Annotated in this window: 19 protein-coding genes and 1 pseudogene; 5 read left to right on the forward strand and 15 right to left on the reverse strand. The window is 61.9% G+C overall.

The annotated features are described in order from the left end of the window. Positions 1-62: 62 nt before the first annotated feature. Positions 63-689 carry an esterase gene (gene ypfH, locus LBW87_RS12155; RefSeq protein WP_225201732.1) on the forward strand — a complete coding sequence of 209 codons (627 nt, stop codon included), beginning with the start codon at positions 63-65 and terminating at the stop codon, positions 687-689. Here ypfH and LBW87_RS12160 read toward each other — a convergent pair. Next, positions 681-1,673 (reverse strand): DUF4105 domain-containing protein, encoded by a 993-nt coding sequence (locus LBW87_RS12160; protein WP_413927640.1) that lies wholly within the window; start codon positions 1,671-1,673, stop codon positions 681-683. The genes ypfH and LBW87_RS12160 overlap by 9 nt on opposite strands. Positions 1,674-1,854: 181 nt before the next feature. Between LBW87_RS12160 and LBW87_RS12165 the strand changes: the two are divergent. After that, positions 1,855-1,962: pseudogene (locus LBW87_RS12165) on the forward strand (DUF3088 family protein); the annotation flags it as partial. Positions 1,963-1,991: 29 nt separating this feature from the next. Beyond that, the gene (locus tag LBW87_RS12170; protein WP_225201734.1) at positions 1,992-3,329 is read left to right on the forward strand and encodes an LLM class flavin-dependent oxidoreductase; all 1,338 of its coding nucleotides are present in this window, start codon (positions 1,992-1,994) and stop codon (positions 3,327-3,329) included. Positions 3,330-3,453: 124 nt separating this feature from the next. On the opposite strand, the gene LBW87_RS12175 is transcribed toward LBW87_RS12170, so the two are convergent. From LBW87_RS12175 to LBW87_RS12190, 4 genes are all read right to left on the reverse strand, one after another. Beyond that, positions 3,454-4,275 carry a MetQ/NlpA family ABC transporter substrate-binding protein gene (locus LBW87_RS12175; protein ID WP_225201735.1) on the reverse strand — a complete coding sequence of 274 codons (822 nt, stop codon included), beginning with the start codon at positions 4,273-4,275 and terminating at the stop codon, positions 3,454-3,456. A gap of 104 nt (positions 4,276-4,379) precedes the next feature. Then, positions 4,380-5,585, reverse strand: coding sequence for an acyl-CoA dehydrogenase family protein (locus LBW87_RS12180; RefSeq protein WP_225201736.1), 1,206 nt, complete (start codon positions 5,583-5,585; stop codon positions 4,380-4,382). 105 nt (positions 5,586-5,690) lie between these two features. Then, the gene (locus LBW87_RS12185; RefSeq protein ID WP_225201738.1) at positions 5,691-6,551 is read right to left on the reverse strand and encodes an NAD-dependent protein deacetylase; all 861 of its coding nucleotides are present in this window, start codon (positions 6,549-6,551) and stop codon (positions 5,691-5,693) included. 47 nt (positions 6,552-6,598) lie between these two features. Further along, positions 6,599-8,314, reverse strand: coding sequence for a putative bifunctional diguanylate cyclase/phosphodiesterase (locus LBW87_RS12190; RefSeq protein WP_225201739.1), 1,716 nt, complete (start codon positions 8,312-8,314; stop codon positions 6,599-6,601). A gap of 427 nt (positions 8,315-8,741) precedes the next feature. On the opposite strand from LBW87_RS12190, the gene LBW87_RS12195 reads away from it, so the two are divergent. Together LBW87_RS12195 and mctP are read left to right on the forward strand one after the other, a co-directional pair. Further along, positions 8,742-8,921: a DUF3311 domain-containing protein gene (locus tag LBW87_RS12195; RefSeq protein WP_008111275.1), complete on the forward strand. Its 180-nt coding sequence runs from the start codon at positions 8,742-8,744 to the stop codon at positions 8,919-8,921. Beyond that, entirely contained in the window at positions 8,921-10,414 is a 1,494-nt protein-coding gene (gene mctP / locus LBW87_RS12200) for a monocarboxylate uptake permease MctP (protein ID WP_225201740.1), read from the forward strand. The genes LBW87_RS12195 and mctP overlap by 1 nt, the downstream gene beginning before the upstream one ends. A 418-nt stretch (positions 10,415-10,832) precedes the next feature. On the opposite strand, the gene LBW87_RS12205 is transcribed toward mctP, so the two are convergent. The 10 genes from LBW87_RS12205 to kdsB form a co-directional block, all read right to left on the reverse strand. Beyond that, positions 10,833-12,029, reverse strand: a complete 1,197-nt coding sequence (locus tag LBW87_RS12205) for a fatty acid desaturase (protein WP_320442728.1) — start codon at positions 12,027-12,029, stop codon at positions 10,833-10,835. Between the two features lie 115 nt (positions 12,030-12,144). Beyond that, positions 12,145-13,506: a mechanosensitive ion channel family protein gene (locus LBW87_RS12210; protein ID WP_225201742.1), complete on the reverse strand. Its 1,362-nt coding sequence runs from the start codon at positions 13,504-13,506 to the stop codon at positions 12,145-12,147. Between the two features lie 4 nt (positions 13,507-13,510). After that, the gene (locus LBW87_RS12215; RefSeq protein ID WP_225201743.1) at positions 13,511-14,095 is read right to left on the reverse strand and encodes a phospholipase D family protein; all 585 of its coding nucleotides are present in this window, start codon (positions 14,093-14,095) and stop codon (positions 13,511-13,513) included. Beyond that, positions 14,095-15,351 (reverse strand): RsmB/NOP family class I SAM-dependent RNA methyltransferase, encoded by a 1,257-nt coding sequence (locus tag LBW87_RS12220; protein ID WP_225201745.1) that lies wholly within the window; start codon positions 15,349-15,351, stop codon positions 14,095-14,097. The genes LBW87_RS12215 and LBW87_RS12220 overlap by 1 nt, the downstream gene beginning before the upstream one ends. 42 nt (positions 15,352-15,393) lie before the next feature. After that, on the reverse strand, positions 15,394-16,041 hold the full coding sequence (gene purN / locus LBW87_RS12225; protein WP_225201746.1) for a phosphoribosylglycinamide formyltransferase: 648 nt from the start codon (positions 16,039-16,041) through the stop codon (positions 15,394-15,396). 91 nt (positions 16,042-16,132) lie between these two features. Next, positions 16,133-16,531 carry a barstar family protein gene (locus tag LBW87_RS12230; protein WP_320442729.1) on the reverse strand — a complete coding sequence of 133 codons (399 nt, stop codon included), beginning with the start codon at positions 16,529-16,531 and terminating at the stop codon, positions 16,133-16,135. A gap of 101 nt (positions 16,532-16,632) precedes the next feature. Then, positions 16,633-17,025, reverse strand: coding sequence for a ribonuclease domain-containing protein (locus tag LBW87_RS12235; RefSeq protein ID WP_225201748.1), 393 nt, complete (start codon positions 17,023-17,025; stop codon positions 16,633-16,635). A gap of 128 nt (positions 17,026-17,153) precedes the next feature. Beyond that, positions 17,154-18,353, reverse strand: a complete 1,200-nt coding sequence (locus LBW87_RS12240; protein ID WP_225201749.1) for a patatin-like phospholipase family protein — start codon at positions 18,351-18,353, stop codon at positions 17,154-17,156. Positions 18,354-18,524: 171 nt separating this feature from the next. Beyond that, positions 18,525-19,181 carry an adenylate kinase gene (gene adk, locus LBW87_RS12245; protein WP_225201750.1) on the reverse strand — a complete coding sequence of 219 codons (657 nt, stop codon included), beginning with the start codon at positions 19,179-19,181 and terminating at the stop codon, positions 18,525-18,527. A gap of 248 nt (positions 19,182-19,429) precedes the next feature. Further along, a complete protein-coding gene (gene kdsB, locus LBW87_RS12250) occupies positions 19,430-20,245 on the reverse strand; it encodes a 3-deoxy-manno-octulosonate cytidylyltransferase (protein ID WP_225201751.1) in 816 nt (271 codons plus the stop codon). Positions 20,246-20,250: the final 5 nt, after the last annotated feature.

Raw genomic sequence — 20,250 nt, forward strand, 5'->3', positions numbered from 1 at the left:
CTTTATCCCGCCATCAACGCGCCATAGAATTGCAGCTTCCCGTCACAGAACCTTAACCGACCATGCAATCGATCATCGTCCAACAACCTGCCGAACCCCGCCAACTGGTGCTGCTGACCCACGGGGTCGGTTCAGTGCCGCAATCGATGCTGGGAACCGCCGCCTGGTTCGCTGCGCGTTATCCGCAGGCGATGATCGTCAGCGTAGCATCGCCCTGTCCTTCTGAACTTGGCAATGGATTGCAATGGTTTTCGGTACGCGGCGTCACCGAAGAAAACCGCCAGGCGCGCATCGATGACGCGATGCCACGCTTCCTGGAGGCGATCGCACATTGGCAAGCACAGGCTGGCGTGGACGCGACCGACACCATCCTGGCAGGCTTCTCGCAAGGCGCGATCATGGCGCTGGAATCGACCCGACTGGCGCATGCACCTGCGGCCACCATCGTCGCCATCGCCGGACGCTACGCCAACCTGCCGGACACCCGCCCCGCTGCTGCCATCCACCTGCTGCATGGCAGCGCCGATGGCGTCATGCCGGTAGCGCTGGCGCAAGCCGCCCACGCACGTCTGCTGCAACTGGGTGCCGCCGTGACCCTGGATATTGCAGAGGGCATCGGCCATCAGCCCGACGTCATGATGCTCGACGCCCTGGGCCGACACCTGCCGCGCTCAATGAACTTAGTCTGAAATACCCGGCACGCCGACCCGGATGGCACGGGAGAAGTCGTCACCCGGTTTGGTGGCCAGCGCGCGCGAGGTGATATGGCCGGCCTGTTTGAGTGCGGCAAAGCTGTGGCCCGGCACCAACCCGCCATGGTCGAAGGCGTAGTCGGCGAAGTAGCCCGAGGCCAGCAGGCGGTAGTCGAGCGGCAACGTCGGCGACAGGCTGCGCGCCAGTTCAAACACGATGGTGGTGCAATTGCTGGTCAGGGTGTTATAGAACTTGGGATGCGCCTGCACTTCGGCGGCCCGTCCCAGGTAACCCAGGAAGACCGCGCGCAATTGCTGCGGCGTCAGGTTGAGGCGATACAGGTAGACGTCTTCGCCACGTGCATTGGTGCGGGTGCGGATGATGTCGCTTTCGTCGGCGGCGACGATGACCGTTTCGAATTGACGGAAGAAACCACCGATAGCGGAGAAGGCTTCCCCCTTTTCCTTACGGATCTCTAACGAAAATACCAGGCGACGGCCATCGGCGAACCCGAACGACACCAGCGTGTGCGCAATCGCCGGCCCCATCCAGTACGACAACAGAAGATCGGCCGAGCGCAGTTGGCCGAGATCGTATTGGCGGGTCTCCCAGTTGATGTCGTAGTCTTTTTCGGTGCGCCAGGTGAAGTTGCGCACATGGGTCAGCGTGACCTGGTCGCCATCGACGCGCGACTCCAGCATCTGCGCCACGTCATCGGCCCAGATGCGCTGGTGCGACGGCGTGATCGACGTCCACCAGGCCAGTAACGTGACCAGGCACAGCACGAAGGCCGCTGGCGTCCATTCGCCCGCGCCCACCGGCAACCATCCACCCAGCGCCCCTAATGCGGCCAGCCCCAGCATCGACCAGGCGCCGATGAGGGCAACCCTTAGCCACGACGGCCACGGCAGCTGATACCACAGCGCCAGTCCGCCCCAGAGGCCCAGCGCCAATAACAACAACAGCGCGAGCAGCAACAAGGGCCAGCGTAGCCAGGGAAGAGACTGAAGCGATGTTAGAGCTGCCATGGAGGAGCGATCGGCCAAAGAAGGTAATGACTGCATTGTAGCTGGTGGTGCGCATATGAATATGCGGAATTATTCGTGGCTGGACGCACCCGGGCCGGCCCAGAATCGTTGCATCTTCACCGAAAGGATCTTCATGAGTCGCGACCTGCTGCTGTTGCTCGAATACGGATTCACCGACCCGGCCCATCCGGGTCAACGCTTCATCTGTCCCGATTGCGCGCCGATCGATGGCTTGCTGGCGCAGCGCCACGGCTTTGCCCGGGTTCACTGATGGCCCAGCCGCAACGCCCCCGTCAGTTGCACCTCAACGTCAACGTCCTGCATTCGGGCTTCATCCCCTCGGCATGGCGCTTGCAAGAGGCAGACCCGCTGGCCTTCATCGATGTCGGCCACTACGTCAAGGTCGCGCAGATCGCCGAGGCGGCCTGCTTCGATGCGGTGTTCCTGGCCGATACCGCGTCGATCATCGAGCAGATCGACTTCCGGCCGATCACGGCGCTGGAGCCGACCGTGCTGCTGGCGGCCATTGCTGCGGCCACCACCCACATCGGCGTGATCGGCACCGCGTCGACCAGCTATAACGAACCGTTCAATATCGCGCGTCGCTTTGCAACGCTGGACCATGTCAGCGGCGGTCGGGCCGGCTGGAATATCGTCACCACGGCCGATCCGGGTTCGGCCCGCAATTTCGGCTTGCCCGCCACGCCGGACCACGCCACCCGCTATGCCCGGGCCGACGAATTCACGACGGTAGTCAAGGCATTGTGGAACAGCTGGGGCGACGCGGCCATCATCGGTGATAAACAGGGCGGACGTTTCATCGATGAATCGCAGGTCAGCCCGATTGCCCATCAGGGAACTTACTTCAATGTGCATGGGCCGCTGAACCTGCCGCGCACGCCGCAAGGGCAACCGTTGCTGGTGCAGGCGGGCGGCTCCGACGATGGCCGCGAACTGGCGGCACGCCATGCCGAAGCGGTGTTCTCGGCGGCGCATACGATAGAAGAATCGCGCACCTACTCGCAGGCCGTCAACCAGCGTGCAGAGGCACTGGGGCGTGGCGCGCATGCGGTCAGGATATTGCCGGGGCTGGCGACCATCATCGGCGCCACCGAAGCCGAAGCGCTGCGGCGCCGCGACCAGTTGGTCGACATGATCCCCTGGAGTTATAGCCTCAAACGGCTGGCCGGCACGCTCGGCATTGCCGTCGAGCGCCTGCACCTTGATCGGCCACTGCCGGATGACCTGGCGCTGCCCGGCGGCGGCAACGGCAACCATACGTTTTTCCACGCCACGCTGTCGCTGGTGAAGAACCGGCCGCATACGGTGCGCGATGTCATCCGCGCGCTCTGCGGCGGCGGTGGTCACCGGGTGTTGGTGGGCACGCCGGAGCAGATCGCCGACGAGATCGAGGCCTGGTTCCGACAAGGTGCGGCAGATGGATTCAACCTGATGCCCGATACCTTGCCGGGCGGACTGCAGGATTTCGTGGATGGCGTGGTGCCCATCCTGCAGCAGCGCGGTTTGTTCAGGCGGGCCTATGAAGGGCGCACGCTGCGCGAGCATTTCGGGTTGGCGCGACCGGCGAGCGGGCAGGGTCGTGTGTGAAGAATTTTTTCCGGGTTAGGAAAAGTCGCTGGGTCCTGACTTTCGTCAGGACGAAGGAGCTTGATTTATAAGTTGATTGTCGTCCCGGCGAAGGCCGGGACCCAGCGCCTTTATTCGCGCGCCCTCAATCCTTGCGCGGCGAAAAATAATCCGGCAGCGTGAAGCCATCATAGAAGCGATCTGCGCGAATCGCCTTCTGGAAGCTTTCCGAACGATAGGCCTCTACCAGGTCACGCGCATAGGTTTCGCCCTGGCGGGTCTTCTTGACGGCCAGCACGTTGATATAGGGCGACTTCATGTCTTCGAGGATGAAGGCTTCCGACAGCTTGAGCTTGGCGAAGATGGCGAAGTTGCCCTGGATCGCGACATAGTCTGCGTCATCCAGCGCACGCGGGCCTTGCGCGTTTTCCAATAACAATAACTTGAGCCCGACCTTGTTCTCGATCACGTCCAGCTCGGTGACATCGACCGGCTTGTTTTCGCGGATGCGGATCCAGCCCAGGCGCTGCAATATCCACAAGGCCCGCTGCAGGTTGACCGGATCGTTCGGCACGGCAACCGTGAATCCCTTCTTGAGGTTGTTCAGGTCCCGATGCTTGCGCGAATACAAACCCATCGGTGGCGTCGGCACCTGCACGATGCCCACCAGATCGGTCTTGTTACGTTCGTTATACGAATTGAGAAACACCGTGTGCTGCATCACGTTGGCGTCGATGTCGCCCTTGAAGACGGCGCTGTTGGCTTCGAGCCCGGTGCTGAATTCGTAGAGCTTGATGCGATAGCCCTTCTTTTCCAGCTCGGGCTGCACGCCTACCTTGAATTCATCGATATAGGGACCCGGTACGAAGCCGACCTTGAGCTCCCGGGTCTCGGGGGCGGCCTGGGCATTAGCGACAACGGCGAGGGATAACAACAACGAGGTCAGGATGCGTGTGAAGGATGGCATGGTCAATGGCGTTGGGTTCGCAATCAGTGGAGAGTGAACGCAGTGTATTGACCATGCCGGTTCAGTTGAACGAAGCTTTTCGCATGTCGATATCCGGCCGGCGTTCAGGCATAGCCGTGGCCGAAGCGTTCGTTATGCGGCTCGCCGTTGAGATGGAAATTGCCGATCACTGCCTCGCGCTGGATCGCCGGATTGTGCGAGGCCAGCGTACGCGCATTGCGCCAGTGACGATCCAGCCGCCGCTCCTGGCTGGTGGCCGAGGCGCCGCCCACTTCGAATAACAGCGTGGTCGCTTCCAGCACCTGGCCGATGATGATCTGCTGCGCCTCGAACGTATGGATATCGAGCGCGTTGTAGTCTTCGGTGGTGGCGCTGCCGGCTTGCCGCGCGGCGTTGAGCGCATCCTGCTGGCGCGCCACGGCGAGCGTCAGCTGCTCGGCGGACCAGGCCAGGCTGCCCAGGCGACCCACCACCCGATGCACCAGCGGATTTTCGCGTGGGCTGGAGTTGCCCGGCACGCCAAAGGTACGCGTGCGCGGCTGGGTGAATTCGATGGCGTCACGCAGTGCGGCGCGGGCGATGCCGGCCAGTGTCGCCAGGTGGAAGGTCTGGTAGAACGACGTGATGATGGTGTTGCGGCGCGGCTGCGAGACCTGGTAGCGGTCCAGTATCTGGTCCGGCTGCAGCGCCACATTGGTGAAGCGGGTGGTGCCGCTACCGGTCAGGCGCTGGCCAAAACCGTCCCAGTCGTCGATGCGCTCGACGCCGGGCGCGTCGGACGGCACCAGCACGGTCAGGTCGGATTGATCGTCGTGCGCGCGAGCCTGGATCCAGTCGGCGTACAGGGTACCGGTCGAATAATATTTTTCGCCGTCCAGGCGCAATTGTCCGGTGCTGTCGGGCGCCACGACGGTGGTATTGCCGGTGCTGCCCTGGCGCTCGGCCACGGCCGCGCCAAAGGTCTTGCCGCTGCCGATGACTTCCAGCCAGCGGCGGGTGTCGGCATCGTCCCGGCGTTCCAGCAGCAACTCGGTAAAGCCGGCGTTGACGCGCAGGATCTGCGGCAGGTTGGGTTCTGCTTCGCCCAGGCGGGTCAACAGGTAAAAGTAAGTCTCGAGGCTGACGCCGGCGCCGCCCTGGGCCTGCGGCACGCGCAATGCGGTGAAGCCGCTTTCCTTGAGTTGCTTGACCTCCTCGTGCGGCAGGCGGCGATTGCTCTCGCGCTCGACGGCGCCGGCGGCGATGCGGTTGAACAGATCGGCGAAACGTTGATGTTGCGCCTCGGCGGCGGCATTGACGGTAATGCTCATGATGTTCCTAGCAGATGCGCCGGCCGGACCGGCAATGCCATCGATTATCTGGCAGCCGGATGCGAATGCTAAGGAAGGAAAATGGATATCGTTATGCAGCCCCGCTCAGGCCTGGCCGCCGTCCAGCAATTGCGCGGCAAGCCGTGGCAACAGCAGCTCGGCGCCCTCGGCCGATTTGACGCTGAGCAAGGCGTCGGCACGCGTGACGCCACGATTGATCGCCGCCACCGGTTTGCCGGCTTCGGCGGCCATGCGCGCAAAGCGGAAACCGGACAACACCATCAGGGACGACCCCACCACCAGCATGGCGTCGGCATCGCGCACTGCATTCTCAGCGATGGCGCTGCGCGCGGCCGGCACGCCGTCGCCGAAGAATACGACGTCGGGTTGCAACATGCCACCGCAGCGATCACAGGCGGGCACCTGGAAGGCGGCGTCGGCATCGGGTTCGAGTTGCACGTCGCCATCCGGCAGGCTGGCGGCATCGAGGCCGATGAAGTCAGGATTGTCTTGTTCCAGTTGCTGCTGGACCGCGGCGCGCGAGGTTTCGGTGCCACACGCCAGGCATCGCACCGCATGGATGCTGCCGTGCAGTTCGATCACGCGGTCGCTACCGGCTTGCTGGTGCAGGCCGTCGACATTCTGGGTGAGGATGGCGCCCAGCCGCCCGGCCTGCTGCAACCGCGCCAGCGCTTCGTGAGCGGCATTGGGACGTGCGCGCGCCAGCCTTGGCCAGCCCACCATGCTGCGCGCCCAATAACGTCGACGGGCCGCCTCATGCGCGCGAAAATCGGCGCCCTGGATCGGCAGGCGGCCGCGTCGCACGCCATCATCGTCGCGGTAATCGGGAATGCCGGAGGCGGTGCTGATGCCGGCGCCGGTCAGCACCAGCACGCGACGATGCGAACGCAGCAATTGCAGCAACGCAGCGGCGGTGGCGGCAGAACCTGTTTCGACTGGGAACATGATGGCTGCGCTGATGTGACTGAGATGGCGATGGCGTGGCGGATCGCCTATCGTAGCGCAACCACGGATTTCAGGCGCGCCTCGGCCACATCGGGAAAGCGGATCACTTCCTGCTCGGCCAGGCTTTCGAGCGTGGCCGGACGACCGAACAGATAGCCCTGCCCTTCGTGACAACCTTCCTGCTCGAGAATGAGGCGCTGCTGTTCGGTCTCGACACCTTCGGCCAGCACCGCCACGTTGAGGCTATGGCCCAGCGCCAGGATCGCGCGCACGAAGGCCTTGGCCTGCTTGCTGCTTTCGAGCTCGCTGATGAAGCTGCGATCCAGCTTGATCTTGTCGAACGGGAACGAGCGCAAGGTCTCCAGGGACGAATAGCCGCTGCCGAAATCGTCCATGGCAATGGTCACGCCCATCGCCTTGAGCTGCTGCAGGATGTGCAGCGCGCGATCGCGGTCGACGATGATGGCGGTCTCGGTCACTTCGAGTTCGAGCCGGGTGGCCGGCAGGCCGGTCGATGCCAGCACTGCCCGGACCTTGTCGACCAGCGCCAGGTTGCATAACTGCATCGCCGAAAGGTTGACGGCGATGCGTGGTTGCAGGTCCCACTGGGCCGCTGCCCGACAGGCATGTTCGAGCACCCAGTCGCCGATGGCGCCGATGGCGCCGCACTCTTCGGCAATCGGGATGAACACCGCCGGCGAGATCAGGCCTTGCTGCGGATGCCGCCAGCGCAGCAGCACTTCATAACCGGTAATCTCTTCGCAATCGACGGCGCGCTGGATCTGGTAGTTCAGGAAGAACTGCCCCTGCTCCAGCGCCAGCCAGATGTCGCGTGCCATGGCGCGACGAGCACGCGAGGCCTCGTCCATGTTGGCTTCGTAGAAGCAGATCTTCTCGCCCATGCTCTTCTTGGCACGGTACATGGCAAGGTCGGCGTTGTTGAGCAATTGCGCGCGGTCTTCGGCGTCGCCCGGAAACATCGCCACGCCCAGGCTGGCGCCGGGCGCCATGTCGGTATCGCTCAGGCGCAGCACCGACGTCAGCGCGCGATACAGGCGAGTGATGAAATCGGCCAGCGAGCGCTCCTGGCGAAACACCTTCAGCGCGACGAATTCATCACCGCCGAAACGGGCCACGACTTCGTTCTCGCCGGCCATCGTCTTCATGCGCTCGGCCAGTTCGCACAGCACCTGGTCGCCCACCGCATGACCGAAGGCATCGTTGATTTCCTTGAAGCCATCGAGGTCGATACTGATGATGGCGATTTCCTGCTCGCCATGCTGCAAGCCACTGATGGCCGCATCCAGCCGCTCCAGGAATTGCGCGCGATTGGGCAGCCCGGTCATGGCGTCGTGCCGCGCCAGATAATTGATCTGCTCGCGGCTTTCCATCTGTTCGGTGCGGTCGCGCGTGATCTTGGCAAAGCCAAGCAGCTCGCCGTTTTCCTTGAAGATGCGATCGATCACCACGTGCGCCCAGAAGCGGCTGCCATCCTTGCGGTAGCGCCAGCCTTCGTCTTCGAACTTGCCTTCATGCAGGGCGATGGCGAGGTTCTTGCCCGGCAAGCCGGCGGCGCGGTCGTCATCGCTGTAGAACAGGGAGAAATTGCGGCCCACGATCTCGTGTTCGAGATAGCCCTTGGCGCGCTGGGCGCCGGCATTCCAGTTGGCGACCGTGCCGTCGGGCCGCAGCATGTAGATGGCGTAGTCGGTAATGCCCTCGACCAGCAATTTATAAGTATGTTCGGATGAAAATTCGGTCAAATCAACTTCCTGCGCCATGTGCGCTTCCCCCCGGTCGCCGCATTTCCGTCTCGAAAAACACCGTGAACAACCTGTACGTGATGCCCGATCCTTGGCTACGCCACGTGGACGCGTCGAATCTTTGAGGGCTTGATTGTCGAGTATTTTAACCGGCACTGCCTCGCGTGCAGCCCCGTGGGAAGCATGAAATTTATCAAATTATCAACTAAACAACGGGGCATTTCCTTAGTACATGACGGCAGCGATTGCGCTAGATCAAGAAATTATCTCAGGCAATTACAACATTCCCACGAGGTGGTGCCGACAAAGTGGTGCGATAGCCAAAAACTCGAAAACGGCGCATTGCCAGCGGCATTTAGACATTCTTAATATAATTTCCTGGCAACTTTTACAACAAGATTCCTTCGCCAAAAGTTAGAGGAGAATTATGCGGCTACTACTCATCCTGCCGTTCATTGGTTTGCTCTGGGTTCCGTTCTATAACGAAGAACTGCCCACCCTGTTCGGTTTCCCCTTCTTCTACTGGTACCAGTTTGCCTGGGTGCCGCTGACCTCGCTGATCATCTGGCTGGTGTATCGCGACGGCCTCAGGAAGGGAGTCGAATAATGGACACCAACAACATCCACTGGTCTGCGCTGTGGGTTTTCATTTTCTTTTTCGTGCTGGTCACGGTGATGGGCTTCTGGGCTTCGCGCTGGCAGGCGGGGCCCAAGAACAAGGGCGCCCATCTCGATGAATGGGGCCTGGGCGGGCGCAACTTCGGCACCTGGATCACCTGGTTCCTGGTGGGCGGCGACTTCTATACCGCCTACACCGTGATCGCGGTGCCGGCGCTGGTCTACGCTGTCGGCGCCTACGGCTTCTTTGCGCTGCCCTATACCATCCTGGTCTATCCGATCGTGTTCGTGATCATGCCCAAGCTATGGCATGCGGCGCACAAGGCCGGGCACGTCACGGCCGCCGATGTGGTGTGGGGCCGCTACCAGTCGAGACCGCTCGAGTTCGCCATCGCCCTCACCGGGGTGGTCGCCACCATGCCCTATATCGCCCTGCAACTGATCGGCATGGAGGTGGTGATCAAGGCGCTCGGGCTGACCGGCGAGTTGCCGTTGCTGGCGGCGTTCGTGATCCTGGCCTTGTACACCTATTCCGCCGGTCTGCGCGCGCCGGCCCTGATCGCCTTCGTCAAGGACCTGATGATCTACATCGTGGTGCTGGCGGCGGTGATCATCGTGCCGGCCAAGCTGGGCGGCTACGGTGCGGTGTTCGGTGCAGCGCGCGATGCCTTCGCGGCCAAGGGCGGCGCCACCGGCCTGACGCTGAAACCCACCCAGATCCTGCCGTTCGCCACGCTGGCACTGGGGTCGGCGCTGGCCGCCTTCATGTATCCGCACACGCTGACCGGCATCTTCGCCGCCAAGGACGCCGACACCATTCGCAAGAATGCAGTGTTCCTGCCGGCCTATACGGTATTGCTGGGGCTGATCGCGTTGCTGGGTTTCATGGCGTATGCCGCAGGCATCACGGTGCAATCCAACAACGACGTCGTGCCGGCGCTGTTCAATGGCCTGTTTCCGGGCTGGTTCGCGGGCTTCGCATTTGCCGCCATTGCCATCGGTGCGCTGGTGCCGGCGGCGGTGATGTCGATCGGCGCCTCGAACCTGTTCACCCGCAACTTCTGGAAACCCTACGTCAACCCGAACATCAGCAACGAGGGTGAAGCGAAGGTGGCCAAGGTGGTGTCGCTGGTGGTCAAGTTCGGCGCGCTGGTGTTCATCCTGTTCCTGCCTACCAAGTTCGCACTCGACCTGCAATTGCTGGGGGGCGTGTGGATATTGCAGACCTTCCCGGCACTGGTGTTTGGCCTGTTCGTCAGTTGGTTCGGCGCCCGTGCGTTGCTGTGCGGCTGGGCCGTGGGCATCGTCGGTGGCAGCTGGATGGCGTTTGCCGATGGCATCAAGCCGGTACACACCTTCGTGATCAATGGCGATGCCTACACCATGTACACCGGCCTGATTGCACTGGCGCTCAACATCGTGGTGGCCGTGATCGTGAACCTGGTGTTGGGTCGCGGTTCGCAACCGGCGTTGAAACACTGAGGCACTGATACGCTGGTGCAGCAAGCGGCACCCTGATCCCTTGCACGGCGCGTATCGAAAGTTGCCGTGGTCGTGCGGTGGGACAGGCTGATGTTTCGCCAAATGGAGATTGCCGCCGTGGAGAAATCTGTGGCGGCAATTTTTTTACGGCGCAAGGGACTGGAGTTCAGCCATTGCTCTCAGGGGGGATTTGAGATGTGGGCCTCGGAGTGTGCTGGTGGGACGGTGCGCTTAACAAATGTCCCACTGCAAGGCCTGATGGCCCGGAAAGCTTTCCTGGAAATGTGACGGACGTCACTGGGCCCTGACTTTCGTCAGGGCGACGGAAGACGGAAGTTAGTCGCCGGAAATGAAAAATGCCCGCTGCGTCTGCGCAGCGGGCATTTCAATTCAGGACCGACTAACTGACTGATGTCGATCAGGCGTAGCTGCGCAGACGTACCGCAAAGTCACGCAAGGCCTGGATACCCGAGGCTTCAGCCCGAGCGCACCAGTCTTGCAATTGCTGCAGCAGCTGCTCGCGGGTCGAGTGCGAACGCTCCCAGATGGCACCCAGTTCGATACGCATCTCGTGCATCGTCTTGAGCGCATTGCTGTGCGTGAACAACTCCGAGAGCTGTTGCTTCTGACCGTCTTCCAACTTGGTCGGCTCGGTCTGCAGCAGCTTCTTGGACGACTTCAGGAAGCGCGATTCCAGCTTGGCTTTTTCGATCAGGTGATCCAGCTCGTCCTTCCAGGCACGCTTGACCGAACTGGCGTACTTGGCAGTGACGTCATAACGGTTGGAGATCACCGACTGCAGCGTATCGAAGTCGACCGCCAGCTTCTTGCTGTCGAACTTGGGCACCGGCGCTACCTTCTTGACCTTGGCCAGGCCAACGGTCTCGAGAATACGGATATACATCCAGCCGATATCGAACTCATACCACTTCGACGAAAACTTGGCCGAGGTACCAAAGGTATGGTGGTTGTTGTGCATCTCTTCGCCGCCGATGATGATACCGATCGGGAACAGGTTGGTCGCCGCATCGTTGCAGTCGTAGTTGCGATAGCCCCAGAAGTGACCGATACCGTTGACCACGCCAGCGGCCCAGAACGGGATCCATGCCATCTGCACCGCCCAGATCGCCAGGCCGATGGCGCCGAACAGCGCGATGTCGATGATCATCATGATACCCACACCCTGCCAGCCGTACTTGCTGTAGATGTTGTGCTCGATCCAGTCGTCAGGCGTGCCGTGACCGAATTTTTCCATGGTCTCGGCGTTCTTCGACTCTTGGCGATACAGCTCGGCGCCCTGCCACATCACTTTCGAGATGCCACGGGTCTGCGGGCTGTGCGGATCTTCTTCGGTTTCGCACTTGGCGTGATGCTTGCGGTGAATCGCAGCCCATTCCTTGGTGACCATACCGGTGGTCATCCACAACCACAGGCGGAAGAAGTGGCTGGGGATCGCGTGCATTTCGAGCGCGCGATGCGCCTGGCAACGATGCAGGTAGAGTGTCACGCCCACGATCGTGATGTGTGTCATCACCAAGGTGTAAATGACAATCTGCCAACCGCTTGCGTGCAGCAAGCCGTGGGCAACAAAGTCGAGGATCGCATCTAGCATTATCACTACTCCAAATAGAAAACTACTATCGGACAAAACCACCATCACACAGCGGCCGATCTACACAAATGTAAATCGACCGTTTGAACTTGTTCGGGGAAAATGTTTTTATGTTCTTCTAATTTTCGGGCATTGTACGCGAAATCTGTTCGCCTTGGGGTTCAGGTTTTTCCTGAGCCGCAGGCGCTGTACTTTGCCGGAAACTGCGTTCATCCATGATTCGGATGTCACGCTTGGCGTGCGCCAGCTGGATCCCCTCCCGCTTGAACGCTTGCCATATTGCCCGGTTGACATCGGAAATCACGTTCAACCGGCCATTCTCGGGGTCTGTGATCCAGAATCCCAGTTCGAGTTCGAGCCCATCAGCACCTATTTTTGTCAGCAGGCCCTGCGGCGCGGTCTGTTGCGAGATCCGTTTCACCCCAAGTGCGGCTTGCTCCATGATAGACAAGACCGTTTCGACGTCGTCCTGGTACAGAATTGTAAGTTGTGTCGACAATCGCACAATGCGGTGGGTCAACGAATAGTTCTGGACCGGATTGGCCATGAACATTTCGTTGGGCAACACCGACTCGATGCCGTCGAGACCTTCGAGGATGGTATAGCGGGTATTGATCTGGGTGACGCGGCCAAAATATTTATCCACAGCAACCATGTCGCCAATGATCATGCTGCGCTCGAACAGGATCACGAAGCCCGACACATAGCTGCTGGCAATCTTCTGCAAGCCGAGGCCGATCCCCACGCCGAGGGCGCCGCCGAACACCGACAGCACGGTCAGGTCGATGCCCACCAGCGACAGGCTGACCAGGAATGCCACCAAAATCAGCACCGCCCGCGCCATACGCGCCACCACCGTGCGCAGCGACGAATGCATGTTGCTGAATTTCATCAGGCGGTTTTCGAGCACCGCACCGATCCACAACGCAATGATCAACGTCACCAGCACCGATGCCACCGCCTGCAGGCTGGTCAGCAGCGAAGCCTTGTGGCGGCCCAGCGGCAGCTCGGTGGTATCCAGGTAGTCGACGAATTCGGGCCACAGGCCCGTGATGTAGAGCAGCACGCACAGCCAGACGATGATGGCGATGACTTTTTCGGACAGGTGCAGCAGCGCGCCAACGGTGGCGTCCTTGACGAAAATCCCGCGCAGCACATAGAACACGAAGCGCATCGCGACCTGGGCAATGGCCAGCGGAAACATGATCTGCCACAGGCCCACCGGGTGGGCAATCTGCTTCAGGCCGAAGTAACAGGCCGCCAGCAAACCCAGCGTGAGCAGCGGCGACAACACCCGCACAAAGCTCTTGACGCCGATCTGCACCAGCGACTGCTGGTCATCGCCATTGAGGCGAAACAGCGTGCGCACCCAGCGCGACAGCCCGATGCCGCCCAATATGCACAGGGCGATCACGACAAACTGGCGCAGTACGTCAACCAGTGGCGGGTAAGTGAATAACGACAGGAAATGCTCGGTCATGGCGTCAGGGTGCGGCCTCGGCGTCTTCGCGATGACGCTCCCAGTTGGCGGCATAACGGCCGACCAGCGCCCCGTCACCCGCCAGCACCAGAATATTTTCGGCGTTGCGATGCTGGGCCGACCAGGTGAAGTTGAAGCTGCCGGTGATCACTGCGGCCGAGGTCTGGCCGGCGTCGATCACGATCACCTTGTTATGGGCGCTGCGATAAATGGTCTCGAACCAGACCGGGATACCGGCCGCGCGCAACTGGTGCAGGCGATCGGTCGAGTTGTTGTCGAGTTGTCCGCGATCCATCATGACCTTCACATCGACGCCACGCGCATGCGCCGCCACCAGGGCATCGACGATCTTGCGGTTGGTCAGCAGATAGGCTTGCATCAGCACCTGGTGACGCGCGCCCGCCAGGCGCTCGACGATGATGCCTTCGATGTCGTCCCACGGCGCAAAGGCCGCCTGCACGGTGCCGTGTATCTGCACCGTCGGCGGCGTTGCAGGCGCCGGGGCCTTGCTGCGGGCGTTGACGCCGCCGGCCAGTGCCAGCAGCATCAGCGCCACCAGTGGCCATGAACGGCGGCTCGTCGCGCGCATCAGGCGCGGCGCTCCAGCACAGCGGCGAAGAAACCGTCGGTGTGATGCTGGTGCGGCAGCAGCTTGAGATAATCCTGCATCTCCAGCTCGACCTTTTGCTCGGCCAATACTTCATGCATCGGACGCAGCGAGAAATCGGGGTTGGCGGCCAGGAACTCGGTCACCACCTGTTCGTTTTCTTCGTCCAGGATGCTGCAGGTGCCATACACCAGGCGACCGCCCGGGCGCACCAGGCGCGCCGCGCTGGTCAGGATGGCCATCTGCTTGGCATGCATCTCGATGATGGTCTCGGGGGTCTGGCGCCACTTCATGTCGGGATTGCGGCGCAGCGTGCCCAGGCCACTACAGGGCGCGTCGACCAGCACGCGGTCGATCTTGCCGGCCAGGCGCTTGACCTTGGCATCGTTTTCGTGGGCGATCATCACCGGATGCACGTTGGACAGGCCACTGCGCGCCAGACGCGGCTTGAGCTTGGCCAGGCGCTTTTCGGAAATGTCGAACGCATACAGGCGACCGGTATTGCGCATCGATGCGCCCAGCGCCAGCGTCTTGCCGCCGGCGCCGGCGCAGAAATCGACCACCATCTCGCCGCGCTTGGCGCCCACCACCAGGGCCAGCAACTGGCTGCCCTCGTCCTGCACCTCGATGGCGCCTTCCTTGAACAGTGTCATGTTCTGCAACACCGGCTTCTTCACGGCGCGCAAGCCCAGCGGCGCATACGGCGTGACTTCACACACCACGGGTACCTTGGCCAGTTCGGCCAGCACGGCTTCGCGGTCGGTCTTGACCGCATTGACGCGCAGGTCCAGCGGAGCTTGCTGGTTCATGGCGTCGGCCAGTTCCATGGCACCGGCTTCGCCCATACGTTCGACCAGGCGCTCGTACAGCCAGGGTGGCAGGTTGCTGCGCATCTGCGCCGGCAACTGGCCGCGATCGATCTGCGCCACGCGTTGCAGCCATTCGGTCTCTTCGGGTTGCAACCCGGCAATCGACTCGATGCTGACGGCGTCGACCAGGCCCAGCAGGGTCAGGCGGCGCATCATCGGGCCGGCGCCCGATTCGGCAAAATTGGTGAAGACCGTCTTGTTGCGCAGCATGCCGTAGATCGCCTCGGCAATCACGCCGCGCTCGCGGCTGCCCAGCCTGGGGTGGTCGCGGAAATAGCGCGACAGGGTGACATCGGCCGGGCCGGTGAAGCGCAGGATCTCGCGCAACAGTTCTTCGGTATGGGGAATGATCGCGGGTGGCAATCTCATGCTGGGTCCTTCGGATTCAAAAAGTAAGGTGACTGCAATGACTCAGATTGCAATCACGGAGGGCGTATCGGTCACGACCGTGTCGGCGGCCGCCAGGCGCACGCTGGCGCCCTGCAGCGCCAGCCGGCCCTGGACGAACCAGCGCACGGCGCGCGGATAAATCAGGTGTTCCTGCTCCAGCACGCGCGCGGCCAGGGCTTCTTCGCTATCGTCTTCCAGCACCGGCACGCAAGCCTGGGCGACGATCGGGCCGTGGTCCAGGTCGGGCGTGACGAAATGCACGGTGGCGCCATGCAGCTTGACACCCACCGCCAGCGCCTGCCGATGCGTCGCCATGCCCGGAAAACTGGGCAGCAGCGACGGATGGATATTGAGCATGCGCCCGCGATAATGGTCGACGAACGGCGTGGTCAGGATGCGCATGAAACCGGCCAGCACCACCAGGTCGGGCCGATAGGCGTCGATGCGCTCACGCAGCGCCGCATCGAACTGGTCGCGGCTGGCGTAATCGCGATTGGCGACGACTTCGGTGGCGATGCCGTGGGCCTGGGCAAACGCCAGGCCGCTGGCGTCGGCGCGATTGCTGATGACGGCACAGATCCGGGCAGGCCACTGCTCGGCAGCAGCAGCGCGGACGATGGCTTCCATATTGCTTCCGCGCCCGGAAATCAGGATGACAATGCTTCTCATGGTGTGCGCATTGTACCTGCTGACGAGCACCACGCCCGCGATTTTAGCGCCACCGGGGCCGTAAAATCGGGGGAAGCGCAGTCTAAATGATTTATTGGAAAGAGTAGAAGACCCTGAACGGGATCTTCTTTTCGGCCCAGAAGTCGGCAGCGTCCCGGAAAACATCGAGCAAGGTCTCGCGCGCTTCCTTGTCGAATTTCTGGGTATTGGGCAGTTGCTCGATCACCACCACGAAGCCGGTCTGCTTGCCGGCCTTGTGGGTCAGGTCGGTCAGGCAATCGGCCAGGGCATCGAAATTCTTGCCAAAATGCTTGGGAAAGTGGAAGGCATGGGCAATCGTGCTCAACACCTGCTGCTTGGTGATTGCCTCGGCGCAATAAGCATAGAGAAAATGCTGCTCCAGACGCGCAGCCTCTTCCTGCAGTTCGGTCACGCGAAAGGCGCGAATCGACTGCACTATATTTGGCGGCACCGTTTTAAACAAACTTATTCTCCCTTCCAGTAACGATTGACGGGGGTGTTGCAAATCCCTGGCTCACGGCGTTGCGGGCCGCTTTACTGCGCCCCGGGACCAGGCAGATCAATGACGGCTCAGTCATGGATGCGGCGAAAGGTCTTGTAATGGTCGCTCGTGTAATAGTATTCGCCGGAGCTGCGGGGATCGCCACCGCTGACGATCCGACGGGCCCCGCGATTGCGCGCGCGCGGCGTCTTGACCGTGAATTCGTGATAATACCCGCGCTTCTGCTTGGGTAAAACCCCTTCATAGTTGCCGAAAACCGCGCCATCCTTGGCGTAGGGAAATGGCCCACCCTGCCGGATCAGCGCCATCGTCTGCTGTGCCTCGCGCGGCAACTGATCGATCTGGACAGCATCGAGCCCCTCCAGCGGTCCGCGCGCATGGGCAGGTCCGGCCAGGACGAACGCGGTCAGCAGAACCAGCCAGAAACGGTGGAATAAATTTGAGATGAGTCGTGCTCGCATTTTTTCTATTGCAATTTTGTTAATTGTGGGCAATTCGACACAGTAGATTAGCCTGTTGCTTTCGGCTAGGCAACCATCGCGCGTACCCCGACCTGCGCTGCATCAACCATGACGCCCTCGTGGCGAGCTCAGTCTTGGAGCGCCTGGCGGGTTTCCGGTTCAAAAAACGACAGCACCTCGTCACGCTTGGCATAGGTATCGTGCTCGCCAAGGGCGATCAGTTCCCGGGTGAAACTCTTCTCGAACAGCAGATAGGACGCCAGCGCCGACCCCCGCGCCTCGGTCGCGCCGATGCCCCCCAGCATGCTGCGGATCGGACGCGGCAGGCTGCCCACGTGGCGACTGGCAATGCTGTCGATGCGCTGGGACGGTGAAATCACCAGAGTCCGCACCGGTTTCAGCGGCGTCTGGCGGCGCTGCTCCGGGGTCAATACCGACAGCGTCTGGTTGACCCGATTGGTGCGCTCGATGTCAGCGGCCAGCCCATCCAGAAAAATGCTCGACATCGCATGCCCGGCCACCTGCGCCAGGCTCGGATACTGGGGCGTGTGGGCCGGCGTGGTCTCGCCCTTCTCGCCCATGCGCCCGGCGCCGATCACCAGCACCTTGGACGCGCCCAGGTGAATGGCCGGCGAGATCGGTGCAATCTGTCGCATCGAGCCGTCGCCGCAATACTCGCAGCGGCCGTCGATATAGACCGGTATGGCCGGGAAGATGAACGGAATCGCCGACGACGCCAGCAGATGATCGATGCCGATCTGGTCGCGCAGCGCCAGGCGCTGGGTGCGGCGCCACGGCTCGATCTCGTCCAGGCACTGATAGAACGTGATGTGATGGCCGCTGGTATAGGACGACGCCGTCACGGCCAGCGCATGCAGGTCGCCACTGGCCAGCGCCGCATCCAGCCTGGGCAGGTCGAGCAGCCGGTGCAGCATGCTCACCAGGGGCGTATTGTCGAGCAGCGAAGTCGGCGGATTGGCGCGCCACTTGCGCAGCAGCCAGCCGAACGAGAACAGCGACAGCCAGCGCGCACCCGAGCGCAATACTCCCAGCGAATCGGCACGATAGACCTGCTCCACCTCGAAGTTGCCCCACACCGCCATCAATTCGCGCACCGCCTCGCCAAAGTCGTCGGCGCGGCATGCCAGCGCGGTGGCATTGAGCGCACCGGCGGAGGTGCCGCAGACAATGGGAAAGGGATTGCGGTGGACCGGCCAGCCAGCCTCCAGCAAGATCATCGACAGTGCATTGAGCACCCCCACCTGATAGGCTGCCCGGGCACCGCCGCCGGTCAGGATCAGGCCGGTTTTTTGTTCTGTTGACTCCATGCGGTGAGCTTAGCAGCAGCACGCCATGATGTCGAAAAAAATTGAAGTTGGTGGACCGAATCTGACACCGCCAGGGCCCTGTCCAGCGCGAGGGATTTAACGCCTCATGCCAAGATCGAGGCGTAAAAAAAGCGGACCGAAGTCCGCTTTCTGAATCCTGCTTATTCCTGCTTATTCCGCCAGGGCGGCGAAGGCGCGATCCCTGATTTCTTCGACCGGGCCGACGCCGGCGATCTTGCGATACTTGGGCGCGCCCGGCTGGCCGGACTTGGCCCAGTCGCCGTAGTAGCTCAGCAGCACTTCGGTCTGGTCGTGGTAGACGCTCAGGCGCTTCTTGACGGTTTCTTCCTTGTCGTCATCGCGCTGGACCAGGGCTTCGCCGGTCACGTCATCCTTGCCCTCGGCCTTGGGCGGGTTGAACTTGACGTGGTAGGTGCGGCCCGAACCCGGGTGAACGCGACGACCGCTCATGCGTTCGACGATGGCGCTGTCGGGCACGTCGATCTCGAGCACGAAGTCGATGGCGACGCCGGCTTCCTTCATCGCGTCGGCCTGACGCGTGGTGCGCGGGAAACCATCGAACAGGTAACCGTTGGCGCAGTCGGCTTGTTGCAGGCGATCCTTGACCAGGCCGATGATGATGTCATCCGACACCAGCCCACCCGCATCCATCACCTTCTTGGCGGCTACGCCCAGTTCAGTGCCAGCAGCCACGGCGGCGCGCAGCATGTCGCCGGTGGAAATCTGCGGGATGTTGAATTTTTCCTTGATAAAAGTGGCTTGCGTACCTTTACCGGCACCAGGCGCTCCTAGAAGGATGAGGCGCATATTATTTCCTAATTGAGGTTTCTGAAATTTGAATGCTTGAATACTGTTGCGATGCGATGGCGGTAGTTACCCGTTCGTTCGGAGCGGTTACGTCTTTTTTCGTGGCGCCCATTGCATCTGCTCTGGACGAAACTTACCACAAAATGTCGCCCAAGCACGCCAAACGCCTGATTTTTAAGCAGGCCGCCACCGGCTGCATGACCACGATTGTGGCGCGCCAGCATGACGGCAAACTTACAGGCGGGACCTTAAAGCGAAGCGATGCTCTGCACCAGCGCACTGTCCGGCGGCGCCTCGAAATGCTTGCGCACCCGCAACAGGTCGTCCGGCGTATCGACACCGGCTTCCGGCAGCATCGAGGTGACGTGGACCGCAATCGAATGACCGTGCCACAGCACCCGCAACTGCTCCAGCGCTTCGATGCGCTCCACCGGCGACGGCGTCAGCGTCGGGTACAACTGCAGGAAGTGATTGCTGTAGGCGTACAGGCCGATATGCCGCAACGGCGCGTAGTCGTTGGCGTGCTCCGGGCCGTGCGCTTCGGGCAACACGTCGCGCGAACGGGCGAAGGCATCGCGGTGCCAGGGGATGGTGGCGCGCGAAAAATACATGGCGCAACCAGCCTTGTTCAACACCACCTTGACCACGTTGGGATTGAACGCGTCCTGCGCACTCTCGATCGCATGGGCGGCGGTGGCCATCGGCACGCCAGCCTTGATGTGACCGGCGGTGGCGGCGATCAGGCCGGGATCGATGAGCGGCTCGTCGCCCTGCACGTTGACCACCACGGCGTCGTCAGCCAGGCCAAGCGAGGCGGCCACCTCGGCAATGCGGTCGGTGCCCGACGGATGATCGGCGCGGGTCATCGCCACCTCGACCTGATGCTGCTGGCAGGCCGTGAAGATGTCGTGATGATCGGTGGCGACGATGATGCGCGCCGCACCCGACAGCGCCGCGCGCTCGGCCACGCGCACGATCATCGGGCGCCCGCCCAGGTCGGCCAGGGGCTTGTTGGGCAGGCGCGTGGAGGCCAGGCGCGCCGGGATGATGACGGTAAATGTCATGGACG

This window comes from Herbaspirillum sp. alder98, assembly GCF_020179755.1.
In the GTDB taxonomy this organism is placed as follows: Bacteria; Pseudomonadota; Gammaproteobacteria; order Burkholderiales; family Burkholderiaceae_D; genus Herbaspirillum.

Bases quoted from the DNA above. Each gene is read 5' to 3' on its own strand.
- LBW87_RS12180 (WP_225201736.1), bottom strand. From the start codon at position 5,585: ATGAGCATTACCGTCAATGCCGCCGCCGAGGCGCAACATCAACGTTTC.
- LBW87_RS12240 (WP_225201749.1), bottom strand. From the start codon at position 18,353: ATGGAGTCAACAGAACAAAAAACCGGCCTGATCCTGACCGGCGGCGGT.
- LBW87_RS12175 (WP_225201735.1), bottom strand. From the start codon at position 4,275: ATGCCATCCTTCACACGCATCCTGACCTCGTTGTTGTTATCCCTCGCC.
- LBW87_RS12170 (WP_225201734.1), top strand. From the start codon at position 1,992: ATGGCCCAGCCGCAACGCCCCCGTCAGTTGCACCTCAACGTCAACGTC.
- ypfH (WP_225201732.1), top strand. From the start codon at position 63: ATGCAATCGATCATCGTCCAACAACCTGCCGAACCCCGCCAACTGGTG.
- LBW87_RS12185 (WP_225201738.1), bottom strand. From the start codon at position 6,551: ATGTTCCCAGTCGAAACAGGTTCTGCCGCCACCGCCGCTGCGTTGCTG.
- LBW87_RS12210 (WP_225201742.1), bottom strand. From the start codon at position 13,506: ATGACCGAGCATTTCCTGTCGTTATTCACTTACCCGCCACTGGTTGAC.
- kdsB (WP_225201751.1), bottom strand. From the start codon at position 20,245: ATGACATTTACCGTCATCATCCCGGCGCGCCTGGCCTCCACGCGCCTG.
- mctP (WP_225201740.1), top strand. From the start codon at position 8,921: ATGGACACCAACAACATCCACTGGTCTGCGCTGTGGGTTTTCATTTTC.
- adk (WP_225201750.1), bottom strand. From the start codon at position 19,181: ATGCGCCTCATCCTTCTAGGAGCGCCTGGTGCCGGTAAAGGTACGCAA.
- LBW87_RS12215 (WP_225201743.1), bottom strand. From the start codon at position 14,095: ATGCGCGCGACGAGCCGCCGTTCATGGCCACTGGTGGCGCTGATGCTG.
- LBW87_RS12235 (WP_225201748.1), bottom strand. From the start codon at position 17,025: ATGCGAGCACGACTCATCTCAAATTTATTCCACCGTTTCTGGCTGGTT.
- LBW87_RS12220 (WP_225201745.1), bottom strand. From the start codon at position 15,351: ATGAGATTGCCACCCGCGATCATTCCCCATACCGAAGAACTGTTGCGC.
- LBW87_RS12195 (WP_008111275.1), top strand. From the start codon at position 8,742: ATGCGGCTACTACTCATCCTGCCGTTCATTGGTTTGCTCTGGGTTCCG.
- purN (WP_225201746.1), bottom strand. From the start codon at position 16,041: ATGAGAAGCATTGTCATCCTGATTTCCGGGCGCGGAAGCAATATGGAA.